This window comes from Burkholderia sp. Z1, assembly GCF_014893795.1.
GTDB lineage: Bacteria > Pseudomonadota > Gammaproteobacteria > Burkholderiales > Burkholderiaceae > Burkholderia > Burkholderia theae.
On the sequence record NZ_JACFYL010000002.1, the window covers coordinates 918,385 to 940,256 of the forward strand.

Annotated in this window: 22 protein-coding genes; 10 read left to right on the forward strand and 12 right to left on the reverse strand. The window is 66.8% G+C overall.

Annotation, left to right across the window (positions count from 1 at the left end; all coding sequences use genetic code 11):
* Positions 1-79: 79 nt before the first annotated feature.
* The 5 genes from H3H55_RS21200 to H3H55_RS21220 all read right to left on the reverse strand — a co-directional run bounded on the left by H3H55_RS21200 (position 80) and on the right by H3H55_RS21220 (position 3,164).
* On the reverse strand, positions 80-649 hold the full coding sequence (locus H3H55_RS21200) for a DUF4142 domain-containing protein (protein WP_193100080.1): 570 nt from the start codon (positions 647-649) through the stop codon (positions 80-82).
* A 384-nt stretch (positions 650-1,033) separates the two neighbouring features.
* A complete protein-coding gene (locus H3H55_RS21205) occupies positions 1,034-1,657 on the reverse strand; it encodes an HAD hydrolase-like protein (protein WP_193100081.1) in 624 nt (207 codons plus the stop codon).
* Positions 1,658-1,674: 17 nt separating this feature from the next.
* Positions 1,675-2,505, reverse strand: coding sequence for a substrate-binding domain-containing protein (locus H3H55_RS21210; RefSeq protein WP_226800336.1), 831 nt, complete (start codon positions 2,503-2,505; stop codon positions 1,675-1,677).
* Positions 2,506-2,640: 135 nt separating this feature from the next.
* Positions 2,641-2,907, reverse strand: coding sequence for a Txe/YoeB family addiction module toxin (locus H3H55_RS21215; RefSeq protein WP_011354451.1), 267 nt, complete (start codon positions 2,905-2,907; stop codon positions 2,641-2,643).
* Complete coding sequence (locus H3H55_RS21220) at positions 2,904-3,164, reverse strand: type II toxin-antitoxin system Phd/YefM family antitoxin (protein WP_011547275.1); 261 nt, start codon at positions 3,162-3,164, stop codon at positions 2,904-2,906. Before H3H55_RS21220 ends, H3H55_RS21215 begins: the two co-directional genes overlap by 4 nt.
* Positions 3,165-3,386: 222 nt before the next feature.
* Between H3H55_RS21220 and H3H55_RS21225 the strand changes: the two genes are divergently transcribed.
* Positions 3,387-3,830 (forward strand): GNAT family N-acetyltransferase, encoded by a 444-nt coding sequence (locus H3H55_RS21225; protein WP_048245578.1) that lies wholly within the window; start codon positions 3,387-3,389, stop codon positions 3,828-3,830.
* 57 nt (positions 3,831-3,887) lie between these two features.
* Positions 3,888-4,106 (forward strand): DUF1653 domain-containing protein, encoded by a 219-nt coding sequence (locus H3H55_RS21230; protein ID WP_006480837.1) that lies wholly within the window; start codon positions 3,888-3,890, stop codon positions 4,104-4,106.
* 21 nt (positions 4,107-4,127) lie between these two features.
* Here the strand turns inward: H3H55_RS21230 and atpC are convergent, their stop codons facing one another.
* Both atpC and atpG read right to left on the reverse strand, forming a co-directional pair.
* Positions 4,128-4,586, reverse strand: a complete 459-nt coding sequence (gene atpC, locus H3H55_RS21235; protein WP_193100082.1) for an ATP synthase F1 subunit epsilon — start codon at positions 4,584-4,586, stop codon at positions 4,128-4,130.
* 10 nt (positions 4,587-4,596) lie between these two features.
* Complete coding sequence (gene atpG, locus H3H55_RS21240; protein ID WP_193100083.1) at positions 4,597-5,466, reverse strand: ATP synthase F1 subunit gamma; 870 nt, start codon at positions 5,464-5,466, stop codon at positions 4,597-4,599.
* 146 nt (positions 5,467-5,612) lie between these two features.
* Here atpG and H3H55_RS21245 point away from each other — a divergent pair, with 146 nt between their 5' ends.
* From H3H55_RS21245 to fabI, 4 genes are read left to right on the forward strand one after another with little or no spacing between them, the layout of a single operon-like run.
* Positions 5,613-6,584, forward strand: a complete 972-nt coding sequence (locus H3H55_RS21245; RefSeq protein WP_193100084.1) for a phosphate acetyltransferase — start codon at positions 5,613-5,615, stop codon at positions 6,582-6,584.
* An 11-nt stretch (positions 6,585-6,595) separates the two neighbouring features.
* Positions 6,596-7,804 (forward strand): acetate/propionate family kinase, encoded by a 1,209-nt coding sequence (locus tag H3H55_RS21250; protein WP_193100085.1) that lies wholly within the window; start codon positions 6,596-6,598, stop codon positions 7,802-7,804.
* 8 nt (positions 7,805-7,812) lie between these two features.
* Positions 7,813-8,934 carry an alpha/beta fold hydrolase gene (locus H3H55_RS21255; RefSeq protein ID WP_129515415.1) on the forward strand — a complete coding sequence of 374 codons (1,122 nt, stop codon included), beginning with the start codon at positions 7,813-7,815 and terminating at the stop codon, positions 8,932-8,934.
* A 28-nt stretch (positions 8,935-8,962) separates the two neighbouring features.
* Positions 8,963-9,724, forward strand: a complete 762-nt coding sequence (fabI, locus tag H3H55_RS21260; RefSeq protein ID WP_193100086.1) for an enoyl-ACP reductase FabI — start codon at positions 8,963-8,965, stop codon at positions 9,722-9,724.
* Positions 9,725-9,744: 20 nt separating this feature from the next.
* Here fabI and H3H55_RS21265 read toward each other — a convergent pair whose 3' ends face one another.
* Both H3H55_RS21265 and H3H55_RS21270 read right to left on the reverse strand, forming a co-directional pair.
* Positions 9,745-10,956: a winged helix-turn-helix domain-containing protein gene (locus tag H3H55_RS21265; protein ID WP_193100087.1), complete on the reverse strand. Its 1,212-nt coding sequence runs from the start codon at positions 10,954-10,956 to the stop codon at positions 9,745-9,747.
* A gap of 396 nt (positions 10,957-11,352) precedes the next feature.
* Positions 11,353-12,741 carry an MFS transporter gene (locus H3H55_RS21270; protein ID WP_193100088.1) on the reverse strand — a complete coding sequence of 463 codons (1,389 nt, stop codon included), beginning with the start codon at positions 12,739-12,741 and terminating at the stop codon, positions 11,353-11,355.
* Positions 12,742-13,064: 323 nt separating this feature from the next.
* On the opposite strand from H3H55_RS21270, the gene treA reads away from it, so the two are divergent.
* Complete coding sequence (treA, locus tag H3H55_RS21275; RefSeq protein ID WP_193100089.1) at positions 13,065-14,789, forward strand: alpha,alpha-trehalase TreA; 1,725 nt, start codon at positions 13,065-13,067, stop codon at positions 14,787-14,789.
* A gap of 90 nt (positions 14,790-14,879) precedes the next feature.
* On the opposite strand, the gene H3H55_RS21280 is transcribed toward treA, so the two are convergent.
* Both H3H55_RS21280 and H3H55_RS21285 read right to left on the reverse strand, forming a co-directional pair.
* Positions 14,880-16,367: a carbohydrate porin gene (locus H3H55_RS21280; protein WP_193100090.1), complete on the reverse strand. Its 1,488-nt coding sequence runs from the start codon at positions 16,365-16,367 to the stop codon at positions 14,880-14,882.
* Between the two features lie 108 nt (positions 16,368-16,475).
* Positions 16,476-16,745, reverse strand: coding sequence for a hypothetical protein (locus tag H3H55_RS21285; RefSeq protein ID WP_193100091.1), 270 nt, complete (start codon positions 16,743-16,745; stop codon positions 16,476-16,478).
* Positions 16,746-17,815: 1,070 nt separating this feature from the next.
* On the opposite strand from H3H55_RS21285, the gene H3H55_RS21290 reads away from it, so the two are divergent.
* Positions 17,816-17,953, forward strand: a complete 138-nt coding sequence (locus H3H55_RS21290) for a hypothetical protein (protein WP_164992047.1) — start codon at positions 17,816-17,818, stop codon at positions 17,951-17,953.
* Positions 17,954-18,069: 116 nt separating this feature from the next.
* Positions 18,070-19,716 carry an NRAMP family divalent metal transporter gene (locus H3H55_RS21295; protein WP_129515408.1) on the forward strand — a complete coding sequence of 549 codons (1,647 nt, stop codon included), beginning with the start codon at positions 18,070-18,072 and terminating at the stop codon, positions 19,714-19,716.
* A gap of 119 nt (positions 19,717-19,835) precedes the next feature.
* On the opposite strand, the gene H3H55_RS21300 is transcribed toward H3H55_RS21295, so the two are convergent.
* A complete protein-coding gene (locus tag H3H55_RS21300; RefSeq protein ID WP_129515407.1) occupies positions 19,836-20,741 on the reverse strand; it encodes a helix-turn-helix transcriptional regulator in 906 nt (301 codons plus the stop codon).
* A 283-nt stretch (positions 20,742-21,024) separates the two neighbouring features.
* Here H3H55_RS21300 and H3H55_RS21305 point away from each other — a divergent pair, with 283 nt between their 5' ends.
* Positions 21,025-21,858, forward strand: coding sequence for a helix-turn-helix transcriptional regulator (locus tag H3H55_RS21305; protein WP_193100092.1), 834 nt, complete (start codon positions 21,025-21,027; stop codon positions 21,856-21,858).
* Positions 21,859-21,872 lie beyond the last annotated feature (14 nt).

Below are 21,872 nucleotides of genomic sequence, written 5' to 3' on the forward strand. Positions count from 1 at the left end.
TGCATCGCGCCGCCGGAACCGGGCGGCGCGATGACGGGGGAAGCGGTGCGCCGCGCACGAGGCGCGGCGCTGCATCGTGTTACTGCGCCGATGCGAGGTGATGACGCTCGGCGAGTTTCTGCGCGTCCGCGTAGTGCTTCTGCAGGATCGGCAGCGACTGGCGTGCGACTTCCTTCAGTTTCGTGTCGCGGCCCGATGCGATTTCGGCCTGGAATGCCGAGATCGCCTTCTGCTGGCCGGCGAGCGCCACCTGCTCGATGTACGCCTTGTCGAACTCGGCGCCGCGCAGGCTCTTGATGCTGTCCAGTGCGGCCGTGTCGGGGTCGTTGGCCGGCACGTCGACGCCGCGCGGGCTCGCCGCGCGCATCGCCTGGATGATCTTTTCATCGTCGGTCGACACGCGTTGCGCGAAGGCTTTCACCTGGCTGTCCGACGTGCGCGAATCGGCGATGCGCGCCGCGTCGTGCTGCGTCGACACGGTTTTCGTGCCGTCGGTGATGAAGGCCTGGTCGGCTTCGTGGATGCGCGTCGCGGCAGCGGCCGGCGCGGACGGTGCCGGTTGCGCGGTTTGCGCGGTCGCCGTCACGGCGACGAGAAGCAGGCCAGCGGCAGACAAAGCAAGGCGCGAGATGTGGGGAAAGCGGTTCATGGGACCTCCTTTCGATCGGGGCTCTGGTTAAAAGACGGATGACATGATCCGTAGCTGTGCGAGAGACCGGGCGCGCCCGGGCCGGATTCGACCGCCGCTCTGCCGCGGCGCCGGTCGAAGTGTTTCCCGGCCCGACTGATTCTAGGAGGGTGGTCGGGTAGCAGGTGCAACCGTGCTGTGGCTTGTGTAACGGTTGGTAAGACGAATCGATGCGCGAGTGCGCGGACCGGTATTGCGTACCTGCTGCCGGTGTCGCGGCGGCAATTTTTGCGCGCCTGCGGCGTGCGGGATGCACGAACATGTCATCCGCATTTCATCGTGTTGCCGCTGTGTCGTGCCCGTCGAGCGACGTATCGAGTCGCGCATGCGATGCACTCGAACGCGTCACACGCGATCGAGCAACGCGTCGAGGCGCGGTAGCAACGGCGTCGCGCAATGCGCCTGCAACGCGTCGGGTGCAGTGTAGCCCCACGCGACGCCCTGGAACGCGATGTGCGCGCGCCGTGCCGCGTCGGCATCGCGGATTTCGTCGCCGACATACAGCACTTCGTCGGTGCGCACACCGGCCTCGCGAACGAGCGCGCGCAGGCGGCGCGCCTTGCCGAACAGCGGAATGCCGCACGCGAAATGATCGACGCGGCCGCAGGCGCGCGGGCCGAGGCGGTCGCGCACGATCGCCTCGGTATTCGACGTGGCGATCGCGATGCGGATGCCGCGCGCGGCGAGCGCATCGAAGGTTGCGTCGACGCCGGGGAACAGCATCACGTTCGCGACGCGCGGCTGCATCAGGCGGCGCATGTCGATCGTCACGCGCGGCACCTTCCACATCGGCACGTCGAGCGCACGGATGATGTCGCGCGCCGACATGCCGCGCAGCGCCGGGCGCAGCTCGGGCGAGGCGTCGCGAAAGCCGTGCAGGCGTGATGCTTCCGACAGCGCCGCTAGAAAACTGTCGAGCGAATCGGCGAGCGTGCCGTCGAAGTCGAATGCAATGAGGCGGTAGGGCATGAAGCGGCGTGGCAGGTTTATTGAGCGGGTGACATTGTCACCGAATCGAGGCCCGTTGCCCGCACGACCGGCTGAGCCTGCGGCGACGCGAGATAGTCGAGCAGCTTCTTCGCGTCGTCCGGATGATCGGCGCCGACCGGAATGCCGCCCGCGAAGCGCGTGACCGACTGCACGGATTCGGGCACCTTGCCCGCATACGTGACGCCCGGCACGGGCAGCAGTTCGCTGACCTGCTGGAAGCCGATTTCGTAGTCGCCGTTCGCGACGACGGATGCCACCGGGATGCGCGGCACCATCGTCGCCTTCGGCTTCACCTGATCCTCGATGCCGAGTTTCCGGAACATTTCCTTCTCGACGTAGACGCCGCTCGCGCTGTCCGAATACGCAACCGATTTCGCGCGCAGCAGCACGTCCTTCAATTGTTCGACGGTGCCGATGTCGGGCTTCGGCGCGCCGGCGCGCACGACCATGCCGATCCGCGAATCGGCGAGTTCGACGCGCGATGCGGGGATCACCTTGCCTTCCTTGATCAACTGGTCGAGTGCGTAGCCGACCATGATCAGCACGTCGGCTTTCTCGCCGTGCGCGAGGCGGTTCGGAATCGCTTCCTTGGACTGGCCCATCGACGGGCCGGAGATCGTGTCGAGCGTGTCGCCGGATGCGGCCGTGAAGCCGGGGCCCAGTTGCCGGTACGCAGCGGTGAAGCCGCCGGAGATCATCACGCGCAGTTCGGCCGCTTCGGCCGGCAGCGCCGCGGACGCAAGGGCGAGGATGGCGAGCCAGCATGCCGAGCGGCGCGCGAGGGCAAGGCGGGGGGCAGAGGCGGTGAGTGCGGCGCGGTCGTGCATCGGGTGTCTCCTTCCGGTCGGTCGTTGTCGGCGTGCGCGGTCGGTTGCGACAGGCCGGCACGGGCTACATGATCCACCGAAATGCGTGCGCGGGTAAGCGGGCAAGCGCGACGCGTGTGACAGGGTGGCGCGTGGCTACTCGTAGTGGTAGCGGCAGGACACGATGCTGATCTGAAGATCGTCAGCCTCGTAGACCAGGCGGTTCGTGTCGTCGATACGGCGAGACCAGAAGCCGGACAGATTGGCCTTCAACGGTTCGGGTTTGCCGATGCCTTCGAACGGTGTTCGCTGGGCTTCGCGAATGAGCTGGTTGATGCGCTTGAGCGTCTTGCGATCCTGCCCCTGCCAATAGACATAGTCGTCCCACGCGTCGGAAGTAAAGAGCACGCGGCGTACGCTCATTCATCATCCTCGGCGAGCTTGTGTTCTTTCGCCTTGCCCTTGCGCAGTTGCGCGATCGAACGTTCGAGATGGGCGACGTTGGCAGGCGAGCGCAGCAAGTGAACCGTCTCCATCAGGCTGTCGTAGTAGTCCTGCGACATGATGACGGCGTTCGGCGCATCGCGGCGCGTGATGAGCGTCACGTCCGCATCGTCGACGACCTGGTCGATGACCGTCTTCAGATTGCCGCGGGCATCCGAAAAATGAATCGTGCGCATGATCTGCCTCACTTGTACATATGGTTGTACAAGTATAGCACGGCGATGAAATATGTACGGGTTACCGTACAGGTTGCCGGGTGACAGTATTGGGCTGCTTGCCACCGTCCGGCGTGAGGATGCGCATCCGTCGGGCCGCGGCGGGTTGGTCGTCCCGCTTGTAGCCCACCGCACAGCGCGGTATCGTCGATGCTTCCCCTTCCCCCCGACCGGAGAACAGACGTGCCCGCTGCCACCCCCGCCACGCTGAGATTTTCCACCGACAAGCGCGAACTCGACATCGACGCGATCTTCGACTTCCTGCATCGCGACGCGTACTGGTCGCAGGGCATTCCGCGCGATGTGGTCGAGCGAGCGATCGAAGGTTCACTGTGCTTCGGCGCGTACGTCGGCGACCGGCTCGTCGGGTTCGCGCGGCTCGTCACCGATCACGCGACGTTCGCGTACCTGTGCGACGTGTTCGTGCTGCCGGCCGAACGCGGCAACGGCTACGGCCGCGCATTGATCGACCACGTGTTCGCGCAGGAGATGGTGCAGCGCCTGCGCCGCATCATGCTCGTGACGACCGACGCGCACGAACTGTACCGGCCGGTCGGCTTCGGGCCGTCCGCGAATCCCGAGCGGCTGATGGAGATCCGCCGCCCCGATATCTACGCGAAACGCTGACGCGCGGCGCAGCGCATACAATACGCGCTTTCCGTTTTTGCCGAAGAGACGCATACCATGACCGAACAGGAAGCCGAACAGCTCGCGACGCATCGCCACTACAAGGGCGGGCTGTATCGCTATATCGGCGTTGCCCGCCATTCCGAAACCGAGGAATCGGTGGTCGTGTACGAGCATCTGTGGCCGCATGCGCGCGGGCTGTGGGTGCGGCCGGAAGCGATGTTCAACGGAAACCTCGAAGACGGTACGCCGCGTTTTCGCAAGCTGCGCGACTGAGCGACGCACCGGAGCCGGTGTCTAGCCGGCGCTGCCCGGTTTGTCGTACGACGCCTGTTGTCGCAGCGCCATCGTGAAGAAGCGCCGGATTTCTTCCGTCAATTCCGCGCGGGCCGATGCGAAATCGAATGCGCGCCGGTTTTCTTGCGCGTAGCGCCGGCGCCAGTCGTCGGCCGCGTGCCGCGCTTCGCGTGCGCGCAGATCGTCGAGTTCGGGCGTGCGCAGCGCGTGATCGGCGATCAGCGTCACGCCGTCGCGGCTGACCTCCAGCACGCCGCCCGCGACGAGGAGGCGACGACGCTCGCCGGTCGGCGCATCGACGAGCATCACGACGCCCGGCCGGAGTCGCGTGAGCAGTGGCGCGTGGTGCGGGTAGATCCCCAGTTCCCCGCTTTCCCCCGGGGCGACGACGAAATGCGCGTCGCCCGCGTACAGCACCGCTTCCACGCTCACGATGTCGAGCCTCATCGACGTCTTCATATGCACTCCTTCAGACTGCCGCCGCGCCGGCGACGATTTCGCACAGCTCGGTGGTGATCTGCGCCTGTCGCGTCTTCTGGTACAGGTGCCGCAGTTCGCGCAACACGCGGTCGGCATTGTCCGTCGCGGTCTGCATGCTGAACATCCGCGCGCATTGCTCGCATGCGTAGTTTTCGACGACGGCCTGATAGAGCGTCGCCTCGACGTAGCGCAGCAGCAACGTGTCCACGACCGGTTTGGGCGCGGGCTCGTAGAGATAATCGGCCGCCGGCGCGCCGTTGACCGGTGCGCCGGTGTCGAGCCCCGCGATCGGCAGCATCGCATCGATGCGCGGCTCGTACGCGAGCGGGCTCGTCAGCCGGTTGTAGGCAACATGCACTTCGTCGAGCTCGCCGTTGACGAACGCGGTCAGCGGCACGAGCAGCGCGCCGAGCAACTGCTCGAAGTGCGGCTCGGCGGCCAGGCCGCTCGCACGCGCCGCGATGGTCGCGCCGTGGCGAAGTAGCGGCGCGATACCGCGCGCGCCGATCACGCTCAGTTCGCATGTGATGCCGGCCCGGTCCCAGCGTTCGAGCGCATCCACGCATTCGACGAGCAGCCGCGCGTTGAGCGGGCCGCACAGCCCGCGATCGGTGCTGACGACGATCAGCCCGACGCGGCGCACGGTATCGCGTCGCGCCATCAGCGCCGATACGTGGTCGGGCCGATCGCGCAGCACGCGTTCGGCCATCGCACCGATGCGCGCCGCGTACGGGCGGAACTCGCGCGCGCGTCGCTGCGCGCTCGCCATCTTGGTGCGCGCCATCATTTCCATCGCCTTGGTGATCTTGCGCGTGGACGAGGTACTGGCGATCTTCGAGCGGATTTCGCGTATGTGCATGTCAGGGGCGGCGTCGTGGCCATCCGGATGTCATCGTGCGGCTTCATGCTATCGGGACTTCACCTGAAACGATTGACGAGAATCAAACGATTTCGCCCGGTCCCGCACCAGAATCCGTTCACGTGATCATTGCGAAGGGGGTGTCGATGAGCGATTTCCGCACGCATCAGAAATACGAAGCGCTGGTCGAGCGTTGCCGTGCATTGGGTCCGGTGACGGTCGCGGTCGCCCATCCTTGCGACGAGGTATCGCTGCGCGCGGCCGTCTCCGCCGCCCGTGCCGGTATCGTGGTGCCCGTCCTGGTCGGCCCGGTGGCGCGGATCACGGCGCTCGCCGCGACGCTCGGCGTCGACCTGTCCGGCTATCGGCTCGTCGATGCGCCGCACAGTCACGCGTCGGCCGCGCGCGCCGTCGAGCTGGTGCGCGCGGGCGACGCGCAGGCGCTGATGAAAGGCAGCCTGCATACCGACGAGTTGCTGGAGGAAGTGGTGCGTGCCGATACGGGGCTGCGCACCGGGCGGCGCCTGAGCCACGTGTTCATCATGGATGTGCCGACTTACCACAAGCCGCTGTTCATCACCGACGCGGCCGTCAATATCCGTCCGACGCTCGAGCAGAAGGCCGACATCGCGCAGAACGCGATCGATCTCGCGCACGCGCTCGGCATCGCCCGGCCGAAGGTGGCGATCCTGTCGGCGGTCGAGACGGTCAGCTCGAAGCTGCCGTCGACACTCGACGCGGCCGCGCTGTGCAAGATGGCCGAACGCGGCCAGATCACCGGTGCGCTGCTCGACGGGCCGCTCGCGCTCGACAACGCGATCAGCCCCGAAGCCGCGCGGCTCAAGCATCTCGGTTCCGCGGTCGCGGGCGATGCGGACATCCTGCTCGCCCCCGACCTCGAGGCCGGCAACATGCTCGCGAAGGAGCTGACGTTCCTGGCGAATGCCGATGCGGCCGGCATCGTGCTCGGCGCGCGCGTGCCGGTGATCCTGACGAGTCGCGCCGACAGCGAACGCACGCGCCTGGCGAGCTGCGCGGTCGCGGCGCTCGTCGCGGCGGCGGCGCGCGCCAAGGCGGTACCCGTGGCCGCGCCGGCGGTTGCGGCCGACGCGCACTGACGGGGGCGGCGATGCGATATCCCGTACTGGTGCTCAACGCCGGCTCGTCGAGCCTCAAGTTCTCGGTCTACGACACGCGCGAGGATCGCTCGCTCGATGCGGGCCTGCACGGGCAGGTCGAGAACCTGCATGACGCGCCGCATCTGTTCGTGGCCGATGCGCACGGTGCAACGCTCGCTGACGGCCCCGTCGCGCGAACGGGGCATCAAGGCGCGATCGAAGCGCTGCACGCGTGGTTCGCGGCTCATGTCGGGCGGGAGGCGGCGTTCGACGGCGTCGGGCACCGGGTCGTGCACGGCGGCCCGTATTTCACCGCACCCGTGCGGATCGACGCGCGCGTGCTCGATGCGATAGCGTCGCTTTCGCCGCTCGCGCCGCTGCACCAGCCGCACCACGTCGACGCGATCCGCGCGGTTGCCGCGGTTGCGCCGAACCTGCCGCAGGTCGCATGTTTCGACACCGCGTTCCATGCGACGGTGCCGGCGCTCGAACGGGAGTTCGCGCTGCCGCGCGCGCTGACCGAACAGGGAATCGTGCGCTACGGTTTCCACGGGCTGTCGTATGAGTACATCGCGGCGGCGCTTGCGGCGCTCGATCCGTCGTGGGTACAACGCCGGACGGTGGTTGCGCACCTCGGCAACGGCGCGAGCCTGTGTGCGCTCGCGAACGGCCGTAGCGTCGCGACGACGATGGGGTTCACGGCCGTTGACGGGCTGCCGATGGGCACGCGCACGGGCGCGCTGGACCCGGGCGTGATCCTGTACCTGCAGCGTCACGCGGGCCGGTCGCTCGACGAGGTCGAGCATCTGATCTATGCGGAGTCGGGGCTGCTCGGCGTGTCTGGCGTGTCGAGCGACATGCGCACGTTGCTCGCGAGCGACGCGCCGTCGGCCGCGCACGCGGTCGAACTGTTCGCATACCGCGCGGCCCGCGAACTCGCCGCACTGGCCGGCGTGCTCGGCGGTCTCGACACGCTCGTGTTCACGGCCGGCATCGGCGAGCACGCGCCGCGCGTGCGTGAACGGATCTGCAGCCGCGCGGCGTGGCTCGGCGTCGTGCTTGACGACGCGGCGAACGCCGCCGGCCTGCCGGTGATTTCGAGCGACGCGTCACGCGTGACGGTGCGCGTGATCCCGACCGACGAAAATCTGATGATCGCGCGGCACACGCGCCGCGTGCTGGACGACGCGATCCCTTCCACGCGGTATCCGACCCGGTGAGACCTTCGATGACAGCACGCGACACTTCTTCCCCTGCCGTCAGCGCCCCCGCGCTGCCGATTTTCTGGCCGATGGCCGCTGCCACCGCGATGTTTGCGGCCGGCTCCGAGATCGCCGCGCGCAATCTCCGTTTCCTCGCGGAAGAGGAGAAGCTCCACTTCGAGGTGCATCCGGCGCTGGCGTCGACGAACCGGCCGTTGCTGGCGCTGCGGACGATGACGTTTCGCGATTATTCGGTCGCGCCGGCACACGGGTTGCCGACGATCGTCGATGCGCCGTATGCGGGGCACAGCGCGATGATCGCCGACTACCAGCCGGGGCAGAGCCTGATGCAGACGCTGCGCGAGCACGGCGTGACGCGCCTGTACCTGACCGACTGGCGCTCGGCCACCGAGGATATGAAGGACCTCGAGATCGACCAGTATCTGGCCGAGCTGAACGTGTGCGTCGACGAACTCGGCGGCCGCGTGAATCTCGTCGGGCTGTGTCAGGGCGGCTGGATGTCCGCGATGTATGCGGCGCGCTTCCCGCACAAGGTCGCGAGCCTCGTGCTGGCAGGCTCGCCGATCGACACCGACGCGGGCGACGGCCCGATCAAGCGGATGGTGCACACGTATCCGACGTCGTTCTACGAGGAACTCGTTGCAATGGGCGGCGGACTGATGCGCGGGCGCTTCATGTTGCGCGGCTGGAAGAACATGCATCCCGATCAGCACTATCTGACCGAGCACGTCGACCTGTACGAACATCTCGACGATCCCGAATACCTGCGCAAGCGCGAGGTGTTCGCGAGTTGGTACGAAAGCCCGATCGACCTGCCGGGGCGCTGGTACCTGCAGGCGATCGTGCAGATCTTCAAGGAAAACCGGCTCGCGAACGGTACGTTCGTCGCGCTCGGGCGCACGCTCGACCTGAAGGACGTCGTGTGCCCGACCTATCTGCTCGCCGGCGAGGCCGACGACATCACGACGCCGGAGCAGGTGTTCGGGGCGCGCGACCGTCTCGGGACGCCCGCGTCGCGGATCGAGAGCCGGCTCGTGCCGGGCGGCCATATCGGCCTGTTCATGGGCTCGCGCACGCTGACGACGGTGTGGCCGGACATCGCGCGATGGATCGCGGCACAGCGCTAGGCCGGCGCGGATCGACACGGAGGGCGGCATGACGTTGCGACACAAGCGGGGGCTCGTCGTCGGCATCGCGAACGAGCAGAGCATCGCGTGGGGATGCGCGCGTGCGTTTTGCCGGGCGGGCGCCACGCTCGCGGTGACCTGGCAGTCGGAGAAGACCTTGCCGCACGTCGCGCCGCTGTTCGCTCAACTCGACGCGCCGATCCGGATGCCGCTCGACGTCGGGCGGCCCGACCAGATGGCGGCGGTGTTCGACGCGATTGCAGTGCAATGGGGCGCGATCGACTTCGTGCTGCATTCGGTGGCGTATGCACCGAAGGCCGATCTGCACGGCCGCGTGGTCGATAGTTCGCCGGAAGGCTTCTCGCTGGCGATGGATACCTCGTGCCATTCGTTCATCCGGATGGCGAGGCTTGCCGAGCCGCTGATGACGCGAGGCGGGAGCCTCATGGCGATGAGCTATCTCGGCGCGGAGCAGGTCGTCGCGAACTACGGGGTGATGGGGCCGGTCAAGGCCGCGCTCGAAGCGAGCGTGCGGTACCTGGCGGCCGAACTCGGCGGCACGGGCATTCGCGTCAACGCGATTTCGCCGGGCGCACTGCCGACGCGCGCGGCGTTGGGCCTGCCGGACTTCGGCCGGTTGCTCGACGACACCGCGCGCCGGGCGCCGCTGCATCACGCGCTGGATATCGACGACGTCGGTGCGTTCTGCGCGTTCCTTGCGAGCGACGGTGCACGGGCGATTACCGGCGGCACGCACTATATCGACGCCGGCATCCACATGCTCGGTTAGCGTGCCGGCGGCACGCGGCGTCAGGTGCGCGCTAGTGCCTGTACGAGGGCCGGCGGCGCATGCGCGACCGTCACCTCCGGCGTGCCGTGCCACGCCGCGAGTTTCTTCACGGCCTTCGCGACGTCGGCCGCGAGCCCCGTGCCGAACCGCACGCCCGGCTCGACGTGCACGGCCTTCAGTTCGAACGTGCCGAGCGTGCGATGCGCTTTCGCGTCGACGCGGCCGACCAGCCGGCCGCGATGCAGCACGGGCAGGCAGAAATAGCCGTAGCGCCGCTTGTGCCCGGGCGTATAACACTCGATCGTGTAGTCGAAATCGAACAGCGTCGATGCGCGCCGCCGATCCCATACGACCGGATCGAACGGTGACAGCAGCGTCGTGACCGTCGAGCGCAGCGTGTCGGCCGCGGCGGCCGGCAGCAACGCGTCGAGCGAACGATGCACGTAGGCCGGTTCCTTCCAGTCGCCGATCTCCACCGGAATCAGGTCGCCCGCGTCCGCGAGCCGCTCGAGCTCCGCGCGGTACGAACGGCGCGGCAGCCGGTAGTAGTCGGCCACCCAGTCGGCGCGCACGACGCCGAGCGCACGGCACGTGTAGTCGAGCAGCGCGGGCAGCACGGCGTCGCGCGGCGGCAGGTCGCGCGTGTCGTCCCAGTCGGGCAGCACGCGCTCGCGCACGTCGTACACGCGCTGGAAATTGCGGCGCTCCGACACCATCAGGTCGCCCGTCGTGAACAGCACCTCCAGGTGACGCTTCTCGGGCTTGCGATCCCACCATCCGTTGCCCTTCACGCCATCCTCGCGAACGAAATCGGCCGACCGCACCGGACCCTCGTCGCGAATCCGCGCGAGCAGCCGCTCGATGTCGGGACGATGCTGCTCATGCCAGTCGGCCGCGTATTTCCAGCCCATCCCCGACGGATCGAGCATCTTGTAGCGCATCAGGCCGAATTGCTCGACGGGCAGGAAACACGCTTCGTGCGACCAGTATTCGAACAGGCGCGCCTCGGCGAGATGTTCGTCGAGCCACTGCGGCGCGAAATCGCCGAGCCGGCTGAACAGCACGAGATACGGGCTGCGCGCGACGACGTGGATGGTGTCGATCTGCAACTGCGCCATCCGGCGGATCGTGTCGAGCACGTCGGACTTGGTCGCCTTGCGGCGGGGCGGCGTCAGCAGGCCCTGTGCGGCGAGATGCAGCGCGCGGGCGGCGGCGGGCGAGAGCGTAAGCATCGGAATGGCGGCTGAGGGTGGAGGTCGGGCACCACTTTAGCGCGAATGCGGCGCACACGTGCGGCGTGCCGCTGCGGCGCGTCTGACAATGCTTGACAGACGCGTTGCGCGAGTTTCCCTATAGTGCAGTTCATGGCGCAACGCTAAGCGTGCGCAACGATTCCGCTTCCGACGCACATACGTCAATGGCACGCAGGAAGCGAAGCCGGGATTCTCAACCCCCATCGGGAGACCCGGAGCCCTGAGCGGACATCCATGCGGCTGTGCACCGGCCCCGTGTGGATGTCCGCTGATTTTTTTTGTCTTTCCGGTTTTTCTCGGACTGCCGTGCCGACGTGTCATGCCGCGGCACGCGTTTCTCCGGGCCGTCATGCAACGCCCCGACATCCCCGCCACTTATTGCCGCTTGCCGCGCGCGACTTCGTCGCCGGCGCCGGGCGGCAGCCGCCGCGTGATCGGAATCGACGCGAACGAGCACAGCCCGACCACGACGAACGCGGGCCAGAAATCCGACCACATCATCGTCTGATGACCCTGCAGCCAGTGCGACACATGCAGCACGAGGCCGGCCACCGTTACGCCGAGGCCGAGCGACATCTGCTGCACGACGCTGCCGAGGCTCGTGGCACGCCCCGCGTCGCGCGGCGAGATGTCCGCGTAGATCATCGAATTCAGGCTCGTGAACTGCAGCGCGGGGAAGATGCCGCCGACGAGCACGATCAGCCAGATCGCCCAGGTCGCCATGCCGGGATGGAACACGCCATAGGCGGCGATCGCGAGGCCCGCGAATGCCGCGTTGTAGATCAGCACAGTGCGAAAGCCGAAGCGGCGCAGCGTATGCGTGGCCGTCGAGCGGCTCACCGCGCCGCCGAGCGCGGACGCGCACGTGATGAGCCCCGAATGGAATGCGGTTATGCCGAGCCCTTCCTGCAGCGCGAGCGGCAGCAGGAACGGCACCGCGCCGAGCCCGATGCGGAACAGCGACCCGCCGACGACGCTTGCGTGGTAGGTGGGAATCTTCAGGAAACTGAGGTCGAGCACCGGGCGCTCCTTGCGGCGCGCGTACGGCACGTAGAGCGCGAGCATCACGGTGCCGGCCACGCACATGGTGACGGCGTTCGAGCGTGACGTGAGCGAGCCGTCGATCAGCGTGAGGCCCATCAGCAGCAGCGCGGCGCCGCTTGCCGACAGCAGGAAGCCGAACCAGTCGAGCGGGCCCGGATCGGGCTCGTGCGTGTTCGCGATGTGCTTGCTCGCGAGATAGATCCCGTAGATGCCGATCGGCACGTTGATGAAGAAGATCATCCGCCAGTGCAGGTAGGTCGTGATGAAGCCGCCGACGAGCGGCCCGACCGTGGGCCCGAACAGCGCGGGAATCGCGAGGTAGTTCATCGCGCGCACGAGATCGGAGCGTGGCACTGCGCGGAAGATGATGATGCGGCCGACGGGCACCATCATCGCGCCGCCGACGCCCTGTATGAAGCGCGCGAACGTGAGTACGCCGAGGGAATTGGAGGCTGCGCACATCAGCGAGCCGACGACGAAGATGCCGATCGCGGTGCGGAACACGGAGCGTGCGCTGAAGCGGTCGGCGAGCCAGCCGCAGATCGGGATGAACACGCCGAGGCCGACCACGTAGGCCGTGATCGCGATGTTCAGTGTGACGGGGCTGTGCCCGAAGTCCCTCGCCATCGCAGGCAGTGCGGTGACGATGATGTTCGCGTCGACGCTTTCCATGAACAACGCACAGGCAACGATGAGCGGTGCTAGAAAGACGGGCGACATGGGCTGGGCGCGCGGTAAAGACGCCATTATGCCCACAATGTGGTCGTTGCGTCACGTGCGACACCAGTTGTTCCGCATGTTGCAACAGTCGTTCCTGTTACCGCTTGTGAAAGAAGAGACGACTGCGGCGCGTGACATGACACATGACATCGGCCCGCAGTCGCGACCGCGAAACTTGCGTGCGGTGCGCGTTTCATGCGACAGTCGACCTCACTCGCATTCCGGATACAACGACGCGCATCGATCGAGGGCCATCGAGACGAGCGCGCGCGCGAACGAGACCTCGTGCCGATCCACTCACCATCGAAAGGAGGGGACACGTCATGACGTCACGTCGTGCCGCATCGATTGCATCCCGCTTGTCACCCAGTCTCTCGTCTCGTTCAGCTCCACCCGCGCCGCGTCTGCGCTGGGCGGCCGCACTGGCCGTCGCGTATCTCGCCGTCGCCGGCTGTGCCGCGCAGGCCGACAATGCGAACCAGGCCGCCACGCAAGCGGCCGGCCAGTCCGCCGTGCCGACCGCGGCGGTCGCGGGCCCCGCGTCCGGCACGGTGCTGCCGCCGCCGAGCCAGCTCTACGGCGACCTGTTCGTCGCGGTGCAGACCGCGCAGATCTATCCCGACCAGAAGACCTTCGTCGACGCGACGCCCGATACCGATCCCGCGACGATCATGCAGTTGTATCAGCAACAGAAATCGCAACCGGGCTTCTCGCTGAAGGCGTTCGTCGGCCAGCACTTCACGCCGCCCCCGGAAGGCGGCGTGACGCCGCCGCCCGGCCAGACGCTGCGCCAGCACATCGACTGGTTGTGGCCGCAACTCACGCGCACGAGCACGACGGTGCCACCCTACAGTTCGCTGATTCCGATGCCGAAGCCGTACGTCGTGCCGGGCGGCCGGTTCCGCGAAGGCTACTACTGGGATACCTATTTCACGATGCTCGGGCTGCAGGTGTCGGGGCGCGAGGATCTCGTCGACGACATGCTCGACAACTTCGCCCACCTGATCGACACGATCGGGCACATCCCGAACGGCAACCGCACGTACTACGTGAGCCGCTCGCAGCCGCCGTTCTTCGCGTACATGGTCACGCTCGCCGCTCAGGCCGAAGGCGACAAGGTCTACCAGAAATACCTGCCGCAACTGCGCAAGGAACATGCGTACTGGATGCAGGGCGAAACCACGACGCCGCGCGGGCAGGCCGCCCGCAACGTGGTCGCGATGCCCGACGGCGCGGTGCTGAACCGCTACTGGGATGCGAGCGACACGCCGCGCGACGAGTCGTATCTCGAGGACGTGACGACCGCGAAGTCGGCGCCCGGCCGTCCGGCGAACGATGTGTACCGCGACCTGCGCGCGGGTGCCGAAAGTGGCTGGGACTACAGCTCGCGCTGGTTCGGCGACGGCAAGACGCTCGCGACGATCCGCACGACGTCGATCGTGCCGGTCGACCTGAACAGCCTGATGTTCCATCTCGAGACGACGATCGTGAAGGGCTGTACGGTGACGCACGACGTCGCATGCGTGAGCGATTTTTCAGCGCGGGCAGCGCGGCGCGCGGCCGCGATCAACCACTATCTGTGGAACCGCCACGGCTACTACGGCGACTACGACTGGCAACTGCGCAAGCCACGCGACGGCGTGACGGCTGCTGCGCTGTATCCGCTGTTCGCGGGTGTCGCTTGGCCCGAGCGCGCGAAGGCGACCGCGCGCGAGGTACGCAACACGCTGCTGCAGCCGGGCGGCCTTGCGACCACGACCGCGAACACCGGCCAGCAATGGGACGCGCCGAACGGTTGGGCGCCGCTGCAGTGGATCGCGATCGAAGGGCTGCGCCGTTACGGCGAACCGGCGCTCGCGAAGGATATCGGCACGCGTTTCCTGTCCGACGTGAAGCATGTGTATGCAACCGAAGGCAAGCTCGTCGAGAAGTACGTGGTCGAAGGCGCCGGCACGGGCGGCGGCGGGGGCGGAGAATATCCGCTGCAGGACGGCTTCGGCTGGACCAACGGCGTCACGCTGAAACTGCTCGGGCTGTACGGCGAGTGACGCGCGGCGCGTGCCGCGCGTTGCAGGCAAACGCACAGGCCGGACTGTCGCGCGAGCGGCCGTCCGGCCCGTGTTTGCATACAGGATGCGTCAGAACGTGATCGTCGTGCGCACGCCGACCACCGTTTCGTCGCCGATGCGCGCACCGGCCGCGTTCGGGTTCGGGATGCCGCCGCCCGGACGGAAGAAGTGCTGCAGGTCGGCCTGCAGTTGCCACCACGGCGTGACCTGGTACTGATAGGTCGCCTCGACGACCGTCTCCGCGCGGCGCACCGGATAGCCGGGCGTCGTGTAGACGCCGGTGTCGCCGTCGAGGCCGCGCGCATGCGAGCCGATCTTCGTGTAGCCGACCGCGAGGCCCGCGACGTCGTTGTCGCGTCCCTTGAAAGGCGCCTTCAGCGTCACGCCTGCATTGGCGGCGAAATCGACGGTATTGCGATCGCCCGGCGCGCCCATCACGCGTGCGAACACGCCGACCGAGCGCGGGCTGTCCGCTGACGGCCGCCACACCATCTGGTCCGCGACCGCATAGAAACTGTAGTTACCGCGATGCGTCGCCGGAATGCCGTTGCTCGCCGGATTCGCGAGCGACAGGCCGTCGGTGCCGTAGCGCGGGTCGTTCGTGTGCTGCGACTGATACCAGAAACCGAGCTTGTAGGTACCGGGCAGGCCGGCCGGCTGCGGCGCCTTCGGATCGGCCGGCGGCGCGTTCAGCGCGTACTGCACTTCGCCGATCACGAACGCGCCGCTGCGCAGGTTGAAGTTGGTGCCGTGCGCGTTCAGTACCTGCGCGTCGCCGTCGGTGCGGCCGGCCGGGTTGCCGTCGAACACGCCGATCATCGCGGTCCATGCGTCGGCCGGCTTCACGCGCAGCCGCACGCCGAGCGACGACAGCGGATACGCGGGGCCGCCGGCCGGCAGGTCGGTTGACGGCAGCACGGGCCAGCCGAACGTGGCGTTCATGAACGTCGCCGCGTTCTGGCTCACCATGAATTCCTGGTCGACGCTCTGCTGGCCGATCTTCACGTCGGCCTTGCCGTCGAGGAACGCCTGCTGGTACCAGAGCTCCCACAGGCGCGTGGTCGAATTCGCTTCGATGCCGGTCGCGGTCTGCAGCGTCTGCAGGTAGCGCTGCGTGAGGTTGGTGCCGTGGATCTGCAGCCCGGACACGTTGAACGTGCCGCCCGGCAGGCCGATCGCCTTGCCCGTGTCGACGTTGAAACCGAATTGCGTGAGCCCCTGGTACGCGCCGCCGCGATTCGTGCCGCCGGACGTGTTGTACAGGTACTCGCTGGTTTCCTGCAGGCTCAGCGTGACGCCGTGATCGCCGAGCAGGTCACGCAGGCCGCCCATGTTGCCGAGCAGGTTCGAGCGCTCCCAGAAACCGGTGGGGGCGGGCGCGGCAGCATCGGCGGCCTGTTGTACGGGAGCGGCGGCATCGCTGGCGCCGGCCGCCGGTTCGGCCGCGGCCGGCTGCGACGATTGCGCGAACGCGGGCGCGGCGGCGAGCGACAGCAGCAGCGCGGCGAGCGCCTTGAGGCGCGGCTTGCGCGGGACAGGTTCGAGGTAGTTCTTCATGTGGGTTCCGTCGGTGGTTTGATTAGTTGGGCTGAAGAAACGAAAACGTCGTGCGGAAAGCGTGGCGCGGCGGTACGTGGCACAACGCACCGCCGCGCGGTGCGGGGCTTACGGCAACCAGCCGCCGACGCGCCACACCTGCGCGAAGCCGAGGCGCGACGCGGCCGAGCACAGCAGCGCGACGAGCGCGATCGCGGCCGCCATCGCGGCGACCAGTGCGCAGTCGAGCGGGCGGGGCACGGCCGGCACATGGGCGAGCGCCGTGCCGCGCCAGTTGCTGAATGCGTGGGCGAGCGGCGAGAGGCCGGAAACGAACGAGCGGTCGCACGCGACATGCACGATGCGCTTGAGTCTGACCGCGAACGATTGAAAAAACATGACGCTGCCTCCGTCCGGTCCGGCGGATGCCGGACGACGTGTTCGAGCGCGGGCGCATGACGCGGCCTGCGGTCGGAGGGTGGAACGTAATGGAGCGTGCAACGGACGAACCGGCGATGGCCGGCTCGGGGGGGAAGCGCGCTAACCCGACGAATGCGAGTTAGCGGCGAAAGACATGCGTCTGGCTGCTATCTCGCGATGGCTTGGCCGGCCTGGACCGGCATCCAACTGCAACTAGAACATGTGTCCACGGAGGGACTCCCTTGATGAATTGGGGCGGATTGTAGTCGTGACTTTTGCTGCGGTGCAAGTAAAAAACGCATAAAAAGCGACGCGCGTTGTGCGAGCGCCGCGGCGGTCCGTTCCGGCGCGGGACCGGCGAGGTTGGGACGACGACGGGGGCCGCGTCGTTGTTCGCGCGCATCGATGGATGACCGTTTCGTGACGCGCTGAAAGGTTTCGGCGCGTGGTTTCAAGGGCAAATCTTTCAACGCCGCAAAGCGGGAATTTTATTTCGAGAAATGGGGTTTCGAGGGGTTGACTTCACTTTCGGGCGGTCCATAGAATCCGGCATCTTCACTCTTGGGGCCGCCGCCTTGGACGCCTGCAGTAGTCGATCTTCGACCGAAATTTCCGCCTGAGCGACCGACGTCCGCGCCTCATCGAAGCCGCCGTTTGTCCCCCAGGCAAACGGTGCGCGCAGCAGTATTCCGCAGTAACCCCCTACGTGCACCCTGATTCGCGCCGGTTAGCGTGATGCGTTTTCGCATGCGCCGTCCGGTTTCTCCGCCGCCTGGCAGGCGGCCGCGTTCGCGCACGCCTTTTCCGGGTTCGCGAATGCCGGCTGCCAAACCGGTCGGCGGTCAACCGTGTTCTCCGGAACATCGCACAGGAGCCACCATGAACGACAGTGACAGTTGTCCCTTATGCCCGTTACACGCACAGACCCTTTTGAACCCGGGTCGCAGGGACAATCCGGCCGACTAGCCTGACACATCGTTCAGGCCCCGGACTGGCCCCGCACCCACCACGCGGCCGGCACGCCTGCCGTCGCCGCACGGAGCCAGACCATGAACTTCGGCCTTCTGCTGTCGAACCTTCCGCACGTCACGGAATCGCGTCCCCACTACGACGGGATGCTGACGCTCGACGCCCGTCCGCGGGTGTTCTCCCGCCTGCTGAACCAGCTGAAATCGTTGTTCCACTGAAAGAAGCGCCGAGCGCGCCTCGGCATGCGCACGCGCGGCCGCCATCGAGCGGCCGCCCCGCGCGCATTCCAAGGTCACACGCTCATCAGATAACCATTAGCCGTACGGAATAAATCATGTCCACGCCATCCAACGTTTCTCCACCGATCGCCGCCGAACGCAGCGCCGTTCTCGACGAAGCCCACCTGGGCGACATCCGCGGTGCGCTCGGTACGATCGCACGTCACGACACCGGTGCACGCGGCACGTGGTGGGCGCGCCTGCGCACGCTGCTCGCGATCATCGGCCCCGGCCTGATCGTGATGGTCGGCGATAACGACGCCGGCGCATTCGGCACCTACACGCAGGCCGGCCAGAACTACGGCACGACGCTGCTGTGGACGCTGCTGCTGCTCGTACCGGTGCTGTATGTGAACCAGGAAATGGTGCTGCGCCTCGGCGCGGTCACGGGCGTCGGCCATGCACGCCTGATCTTCGAGCGCTTCGGCAAGTTCTGGGGTGCGTTCAGCGTGATCGACCTGTTCCTGCTCAATGCGCTGACCATCGTCACCGAGTTCATCGGCATCACGTTCGTGCTGGATTTCTTCGGGCTGCCGAAGGTGGCCGGCGTGTGCGTGGCCGCCGCGCTGACGATGGCCGCGGTGAGTACCGGGGATTTCAGGCGCTTCGAGCGGTTCGCGATCGGGCTGTGCCTGCTGAGCCTGCTGCTCGTGCCGGTGCTCGTGTCGATCCATCCGCCGGTCGCGCAGATGACGCGCGATTTCTTCGTGCCGAACTGGCCCGCGCACGCCAAGCTGTCGGACGTGATGCTGCTCGTGATCGGCATCGTCGGCACGACGGTTGCGCCATGGCAGCTGTTCTTCCAGCAGAGCTACGTGATCGACAAGCGCATCACGCCGCGCTTCATGAAGTATGAAAAGGCCGACCTGTGGATCGGTATCGCCTTCGTGCTGGTGGGCGCCGTTGCGATGATCGCGTTCTCGGCCCAGCTGTTCGCGGGTCATCCGGAATTCGGCAACTTCACCGACGCCGGCGGCGTGATCGCAGGGCTCGAGAAATACGCGGGCCGCACGAGCGCGACGCTGTTCGCGGTGGCGCTGCTCGACGCGTGCATCATCGGTGCCGCGGCCGTGTCGCTGTCGACCGCCTATGCGATCGGCGACGTGTTCAAGATCCGTCACTCGCTGCACCGTAACGTGTCCGACGCGAAAGGCTTCTATCTCGTCTACTTCGGCATCGTCGCGGCCGCCGCGGCGCTGGTGCTGATCCCGGGCAGCCCGCTCGGCCTGCTGACGGAAGCCGTGCAGACGCTCGCGGGCGTGCTGCTGCCGAGCGCGACCGTGTTCCTGCTGCTGCTCTGCAACGACCGGCAGGTGCTCGGCCCGTGGATCAACTCGACGAAGCTCAACGTGTTTACGGGCGCGGTGATCTGGGTGCTCGTGATGCTGTCGATCATCCTGACCGCGTCGGTGATGTATCCGGACATCAGCGGCGAGGCCATCCTCGACGTGCTGGTGGGCGGCAGCGTGTTCGCGATCGTCGGTTATCTCGTGTCGGTACTGATCCGCCGCTACAAGCGCGTTGTCGAACCGGGCGTGGATCGCTCGCAGCGCGACACGTGGCGCATGCCGCCGCTCGAGACGCTCGAGCCGCAGAAGATGACGCTGACGACGCGCGTGTGGATGACCGTACTGCGCGGTTATCTCGTGATCGCGGTCGGTCTCGTGATCGTGAAGGTCGTGCAGATGACGCTGATGAAGTAACGCAGGACGTTGTCCAGGGAGCGGCGCCGGACCCGGCACCGCGCCGCAACCCGCACATGCCGGCCGTGAGGCCGGCATGTGCGTTTACGCGTACGTTTTTCGCATGCGCCGCGCGGCGGTCAGATCAGTTCGAGCTTCGACGTCAGGTACGTGAGCTGGATCCGGTTCGCGACGCCGAAGCGTTTGCGCAGCTTGCGCAGGTGATAGTCGACGTTGTGCGCGCTGGTGTCGAGGCGCCGGCCGATTTCCTTGTCGGATGCGCCTTCGGCGATGCCGAGCAGCAGCTCCTGCTCGAATGGCGTGAGCCCGTTGACCGCGCGCTCGCGCGACGTCGAGATCAGTTGCGGCGACGCGAACTTGTGCACCGACAACCCGATCGACAGCGCCTGTTCGATCGTCGCCGGCGTGATCCATTCGCGCGTGCGGCGCGGCGCGGTGAAGCTCATGAACGCGTGCAGCCGCGTACCGGGCACGGCCATCGAATACATGATGCCGCTGCACATCCCGTCGTCCTGCATGGTCTGCAGGAAACCCTCGAGCGCGGCCGGCGTCACGCGCGGGGCGTCGTCGCGCTCGCGATGCTCGCGGCGCAGTTGCTGCAGGTCCCACACGATCGGCATGTTGCATACGCGTGCGCCGAGCGTGCGCGGATCGACGTCGTGATGGTTGTGGCGCACGTAGTCGCCGCGATAGGTGGCCGGCGTGAACGCTTCGTGCAGGTAGAGACTCTCGACCCGCTCGCGCGCGAATTCGAGCGCGAAATACGCGAACGTCGAAAAGCCTGTCAGATGCAGCAGGCTCGTGACGATCCGGTTGCGCTCGGCCGTGCTCTGCGCGAGCGCGAGCGTATCGGCGACGCCGAGCTTCGGCGCGTGCGGTTGCGCGATATCGCCGCGCTTCACGTCGTCGCACCAGACGACCTGCACGCTACGCTCCCGCAGCGCGTCCGCGCAGGTGTTCAACCCGCGCGGCGGGCGGGGAAAAACTGGGGCGACCGCTTCTTCATGCAATGCAATATCGGACATGAGCCATCCCTCGGAATCGACGCGCATCGCCTGGCGGCGGCCGTATCGTATACGGCATTCGCGGCGGTGCGATCGAGCATCGTTTTGATTTGCGCCGATCGTCATCCCTGACGAAACGCGGGGGCATTGTACAAAAATGCCCGTGTACGCGTAATATGCCGTAATACTAATTGCGGCGAAAGTTTCATATTCGCACGCATATAACGACGGCCAGAAAATCATAAAGAAAAGACCAGATCGTGACGGGGCGCAGTTTCACATATTGGGAAAGGGCGGGCTCCTCATGACACATGCTGACGGCGCACCACGCGTCGAATGGTTTTCGCAAGCCGATATAACGTCCGCTGCCGCTTATTCGAATGAATATCAGGCAATCGAGCGTGACGTTTTTACCGGCATTCAAATTGCACCCGGTAAAACCGACTTCACGCCGGTCGATTTCGTGCAATGCCATGCGCGATTGCGGCAAATCGGTTTCAGTACGCTCAGTTACGGTGCGTACGAAATGATCGGGCGGCGCATCCTGTGCGCGCATCTGCTGCGCGATCTCGCACCGGCGACGTTCATGCAGCCGTTTATCGAAGGCATGCTCTACGAAAGCGACCCGCGCTTCGCGCAGGTGCGGCAGAGCGGCTTTCCGGTCGCGTGGCGGCTCGACGAAATCGAGTCGGCCGCGCAGGGCAGCGGCGACCGCAAGGTGCTGGCGCTTGCCGGCCATCTGCGCGCGCACGCGATGAACAGCGGCGTGCTTTTCAGCCTGTCGGCGCCGCGTCTCGACCTGCGCGTCGCGGTGAACGTGACGTCGGAGACGCACGGCACCGACTGGATCGACGATCGCGTGATCGGCGGCGCGCTGTCGGTGAGCCTCGCCGTGCACCGCGTCGCGCTGCCGTTCCTCGAGGCGCGCATCGCGCGCATGCGCGGCTTCGCGCTCGGCGACGAGCAGCAACAGGTGCTCGACCGGCTCGTGCACGGGCTGTCCGACCAGGAGATCGCGAGTGCGCTGCGCACGTCGCTGCACAAGGTCGGCCACCACATCCGCTCGCTCGAAAAACTCTTCAACGTGCAGAACCGCGCGCAGCTCGCGTACCTCGCCGCGCGGCGCCTGCAGCCCTGACCTGACGCGCGCCG

Bases quoted from the DNA above. Each gene is read 5' to 3' on its own strand.
- H3H55_RS21290 (WP_164992047.1), top strand. From the start codon at position 17,816: ATGAACTTCGGCCTTCTGCTGTCGAACCTTCCGCACGTCACGGAATCG.
- H3H55_RS21305 (WP_193100092.1), top strand. From the start codon at position 21,025: ATGACACATGCTGACGGCGCACCACGCGTCGAATGGTTTTCGCAAGCC.
- H3H55_RS21280 (WP_193100090.1), bottom strand. From the start codon at position 16,367: ATGAAGAACTACCTCGAACCTGTCCCGCGCAAGCCGCGCCTCAAGGCG.
- atpG (WP_193100083.1), bottom strand. From the start codon at position 5,466: ATGCACATACGCGAAATCCGCTCGAAGATCGCCAGTACCTCGTCCACG.
- H3H55_RS21245 (WP_193100084.1), top strand. From the start codon at position 5,613: ATGAGCGATTTCCGCACGCATCAGAAATACGAAGCGCTGGTCGAGCGT.
- H3H55_RS21205 (WP_193100081.1), bottom strand. From the start codon at position 1,657: ATGCCCTACCGCCTCATTGCATTCGACTTCGACGGCACGCTCGCCGAT.
- treA (WP_193100089.1), top strand. From the start codon at position 13,065: ATGACGTCACGTCGTGCCGCATCGATTGCATCCCGCTTGTCACCCAGT.
- H3H55_RS21265 (WP_193100087.1), bottom strand. From the start codon at position 10,956: ATGCTTACGCTCTCGCCCGCCGCCGCCCGCGCGCTGCATCTCGCCGCA.
- H3H55_RS21230 (WP_006480837.1), top strand. From the start codon at position 3,888: ATGACCGAACAGGAAGCCGAACAGCTCGCGACGCATCGCCACTACAAG.
- H3H55_RS21200 (WP_193100080.1), bottom strand. From the start codon at position 649: ATGAACCGCTTTCCCCACATCTCGCGCCTTGCTTTGTCTGCCGCTGGC.
- fabI (WP_193100086.1), top strand. From the start codon at position 8,963: ATGACGTTGCGACACAAGCGGGGGCTCGTCGTCGGCATCGCGAACGAG.
- atpC (WP_193100082.1), bottom strand. From the start codon at position 4,586: ATGAAGACGTCGATGAGGCTCGACATCGTGAGCGTGGAAGCGGTGCTG.
- H3H55_RS21250 (WP_193100085.1), top strand. From the start codon at position 6,596: ATGCGATATCCCGTACTGGTGCTCAACGCCGGCTCGTCGAGCCTCAAG.
- H3H55_RS21295 (WP_129515408.1), top strand. From the start codon at position 18,070: ATGTCCACGCCATCCAACGTTTCTCCACCGATCGCCGCCGAACGCAGC.
- H3H55_RS21270 (WP_193100088.1), bottom strand. From the start codon at position 12,741: ATGTCGCCCGTCTTTCTAGCACCGCTCATCGTTGCCTGTGCGTTGTTC.
- H3H55_RS21210 (WP_226800336.1), bottom strand. From the start codon at position 2,505: ATGCACGACCGCGCCGCACTCACCGCCTCTGCCCCCCGCCTTGCCCTC.
- H3H55_RS21215 (WP_011354451.1), bottom strand. From the start codon at position 2,907: ATGAGCGTACGCCGCGTGCTCTTTACTTCCGACGCGTGGGACGACTAT.
- H3H55_RS21285 (WP_193100091.1), bottom strand. From the start codon at position 16,745: ATGTTTTTTCAATCGTTCGCGGTCAGACTCAAGCGCATCGTGCATGTC.
- H3H55_RS21300 (WP_129515407.1), bottom strand. From the start codon at position 20,741: ATGTCCGATATTGCATTGCATGAAGAAGCGGTCGCCCCAGTTTTTCCC.
- H3H55_RS21255 (WP_129515415.1), top strand. From the start codon at position 7,813: ATGACAGCACGCGACACTTCTTCCCCTGCCGTCAGCGCCCCCGCGCTG.
- H3H55_RS21220 (WP_011547275.1), bottom strand. From the start codon at position 3,164: ATGCGCACGATTCATTTTTCGGATGCCCGCGGCAATCTGAAGACGGTC.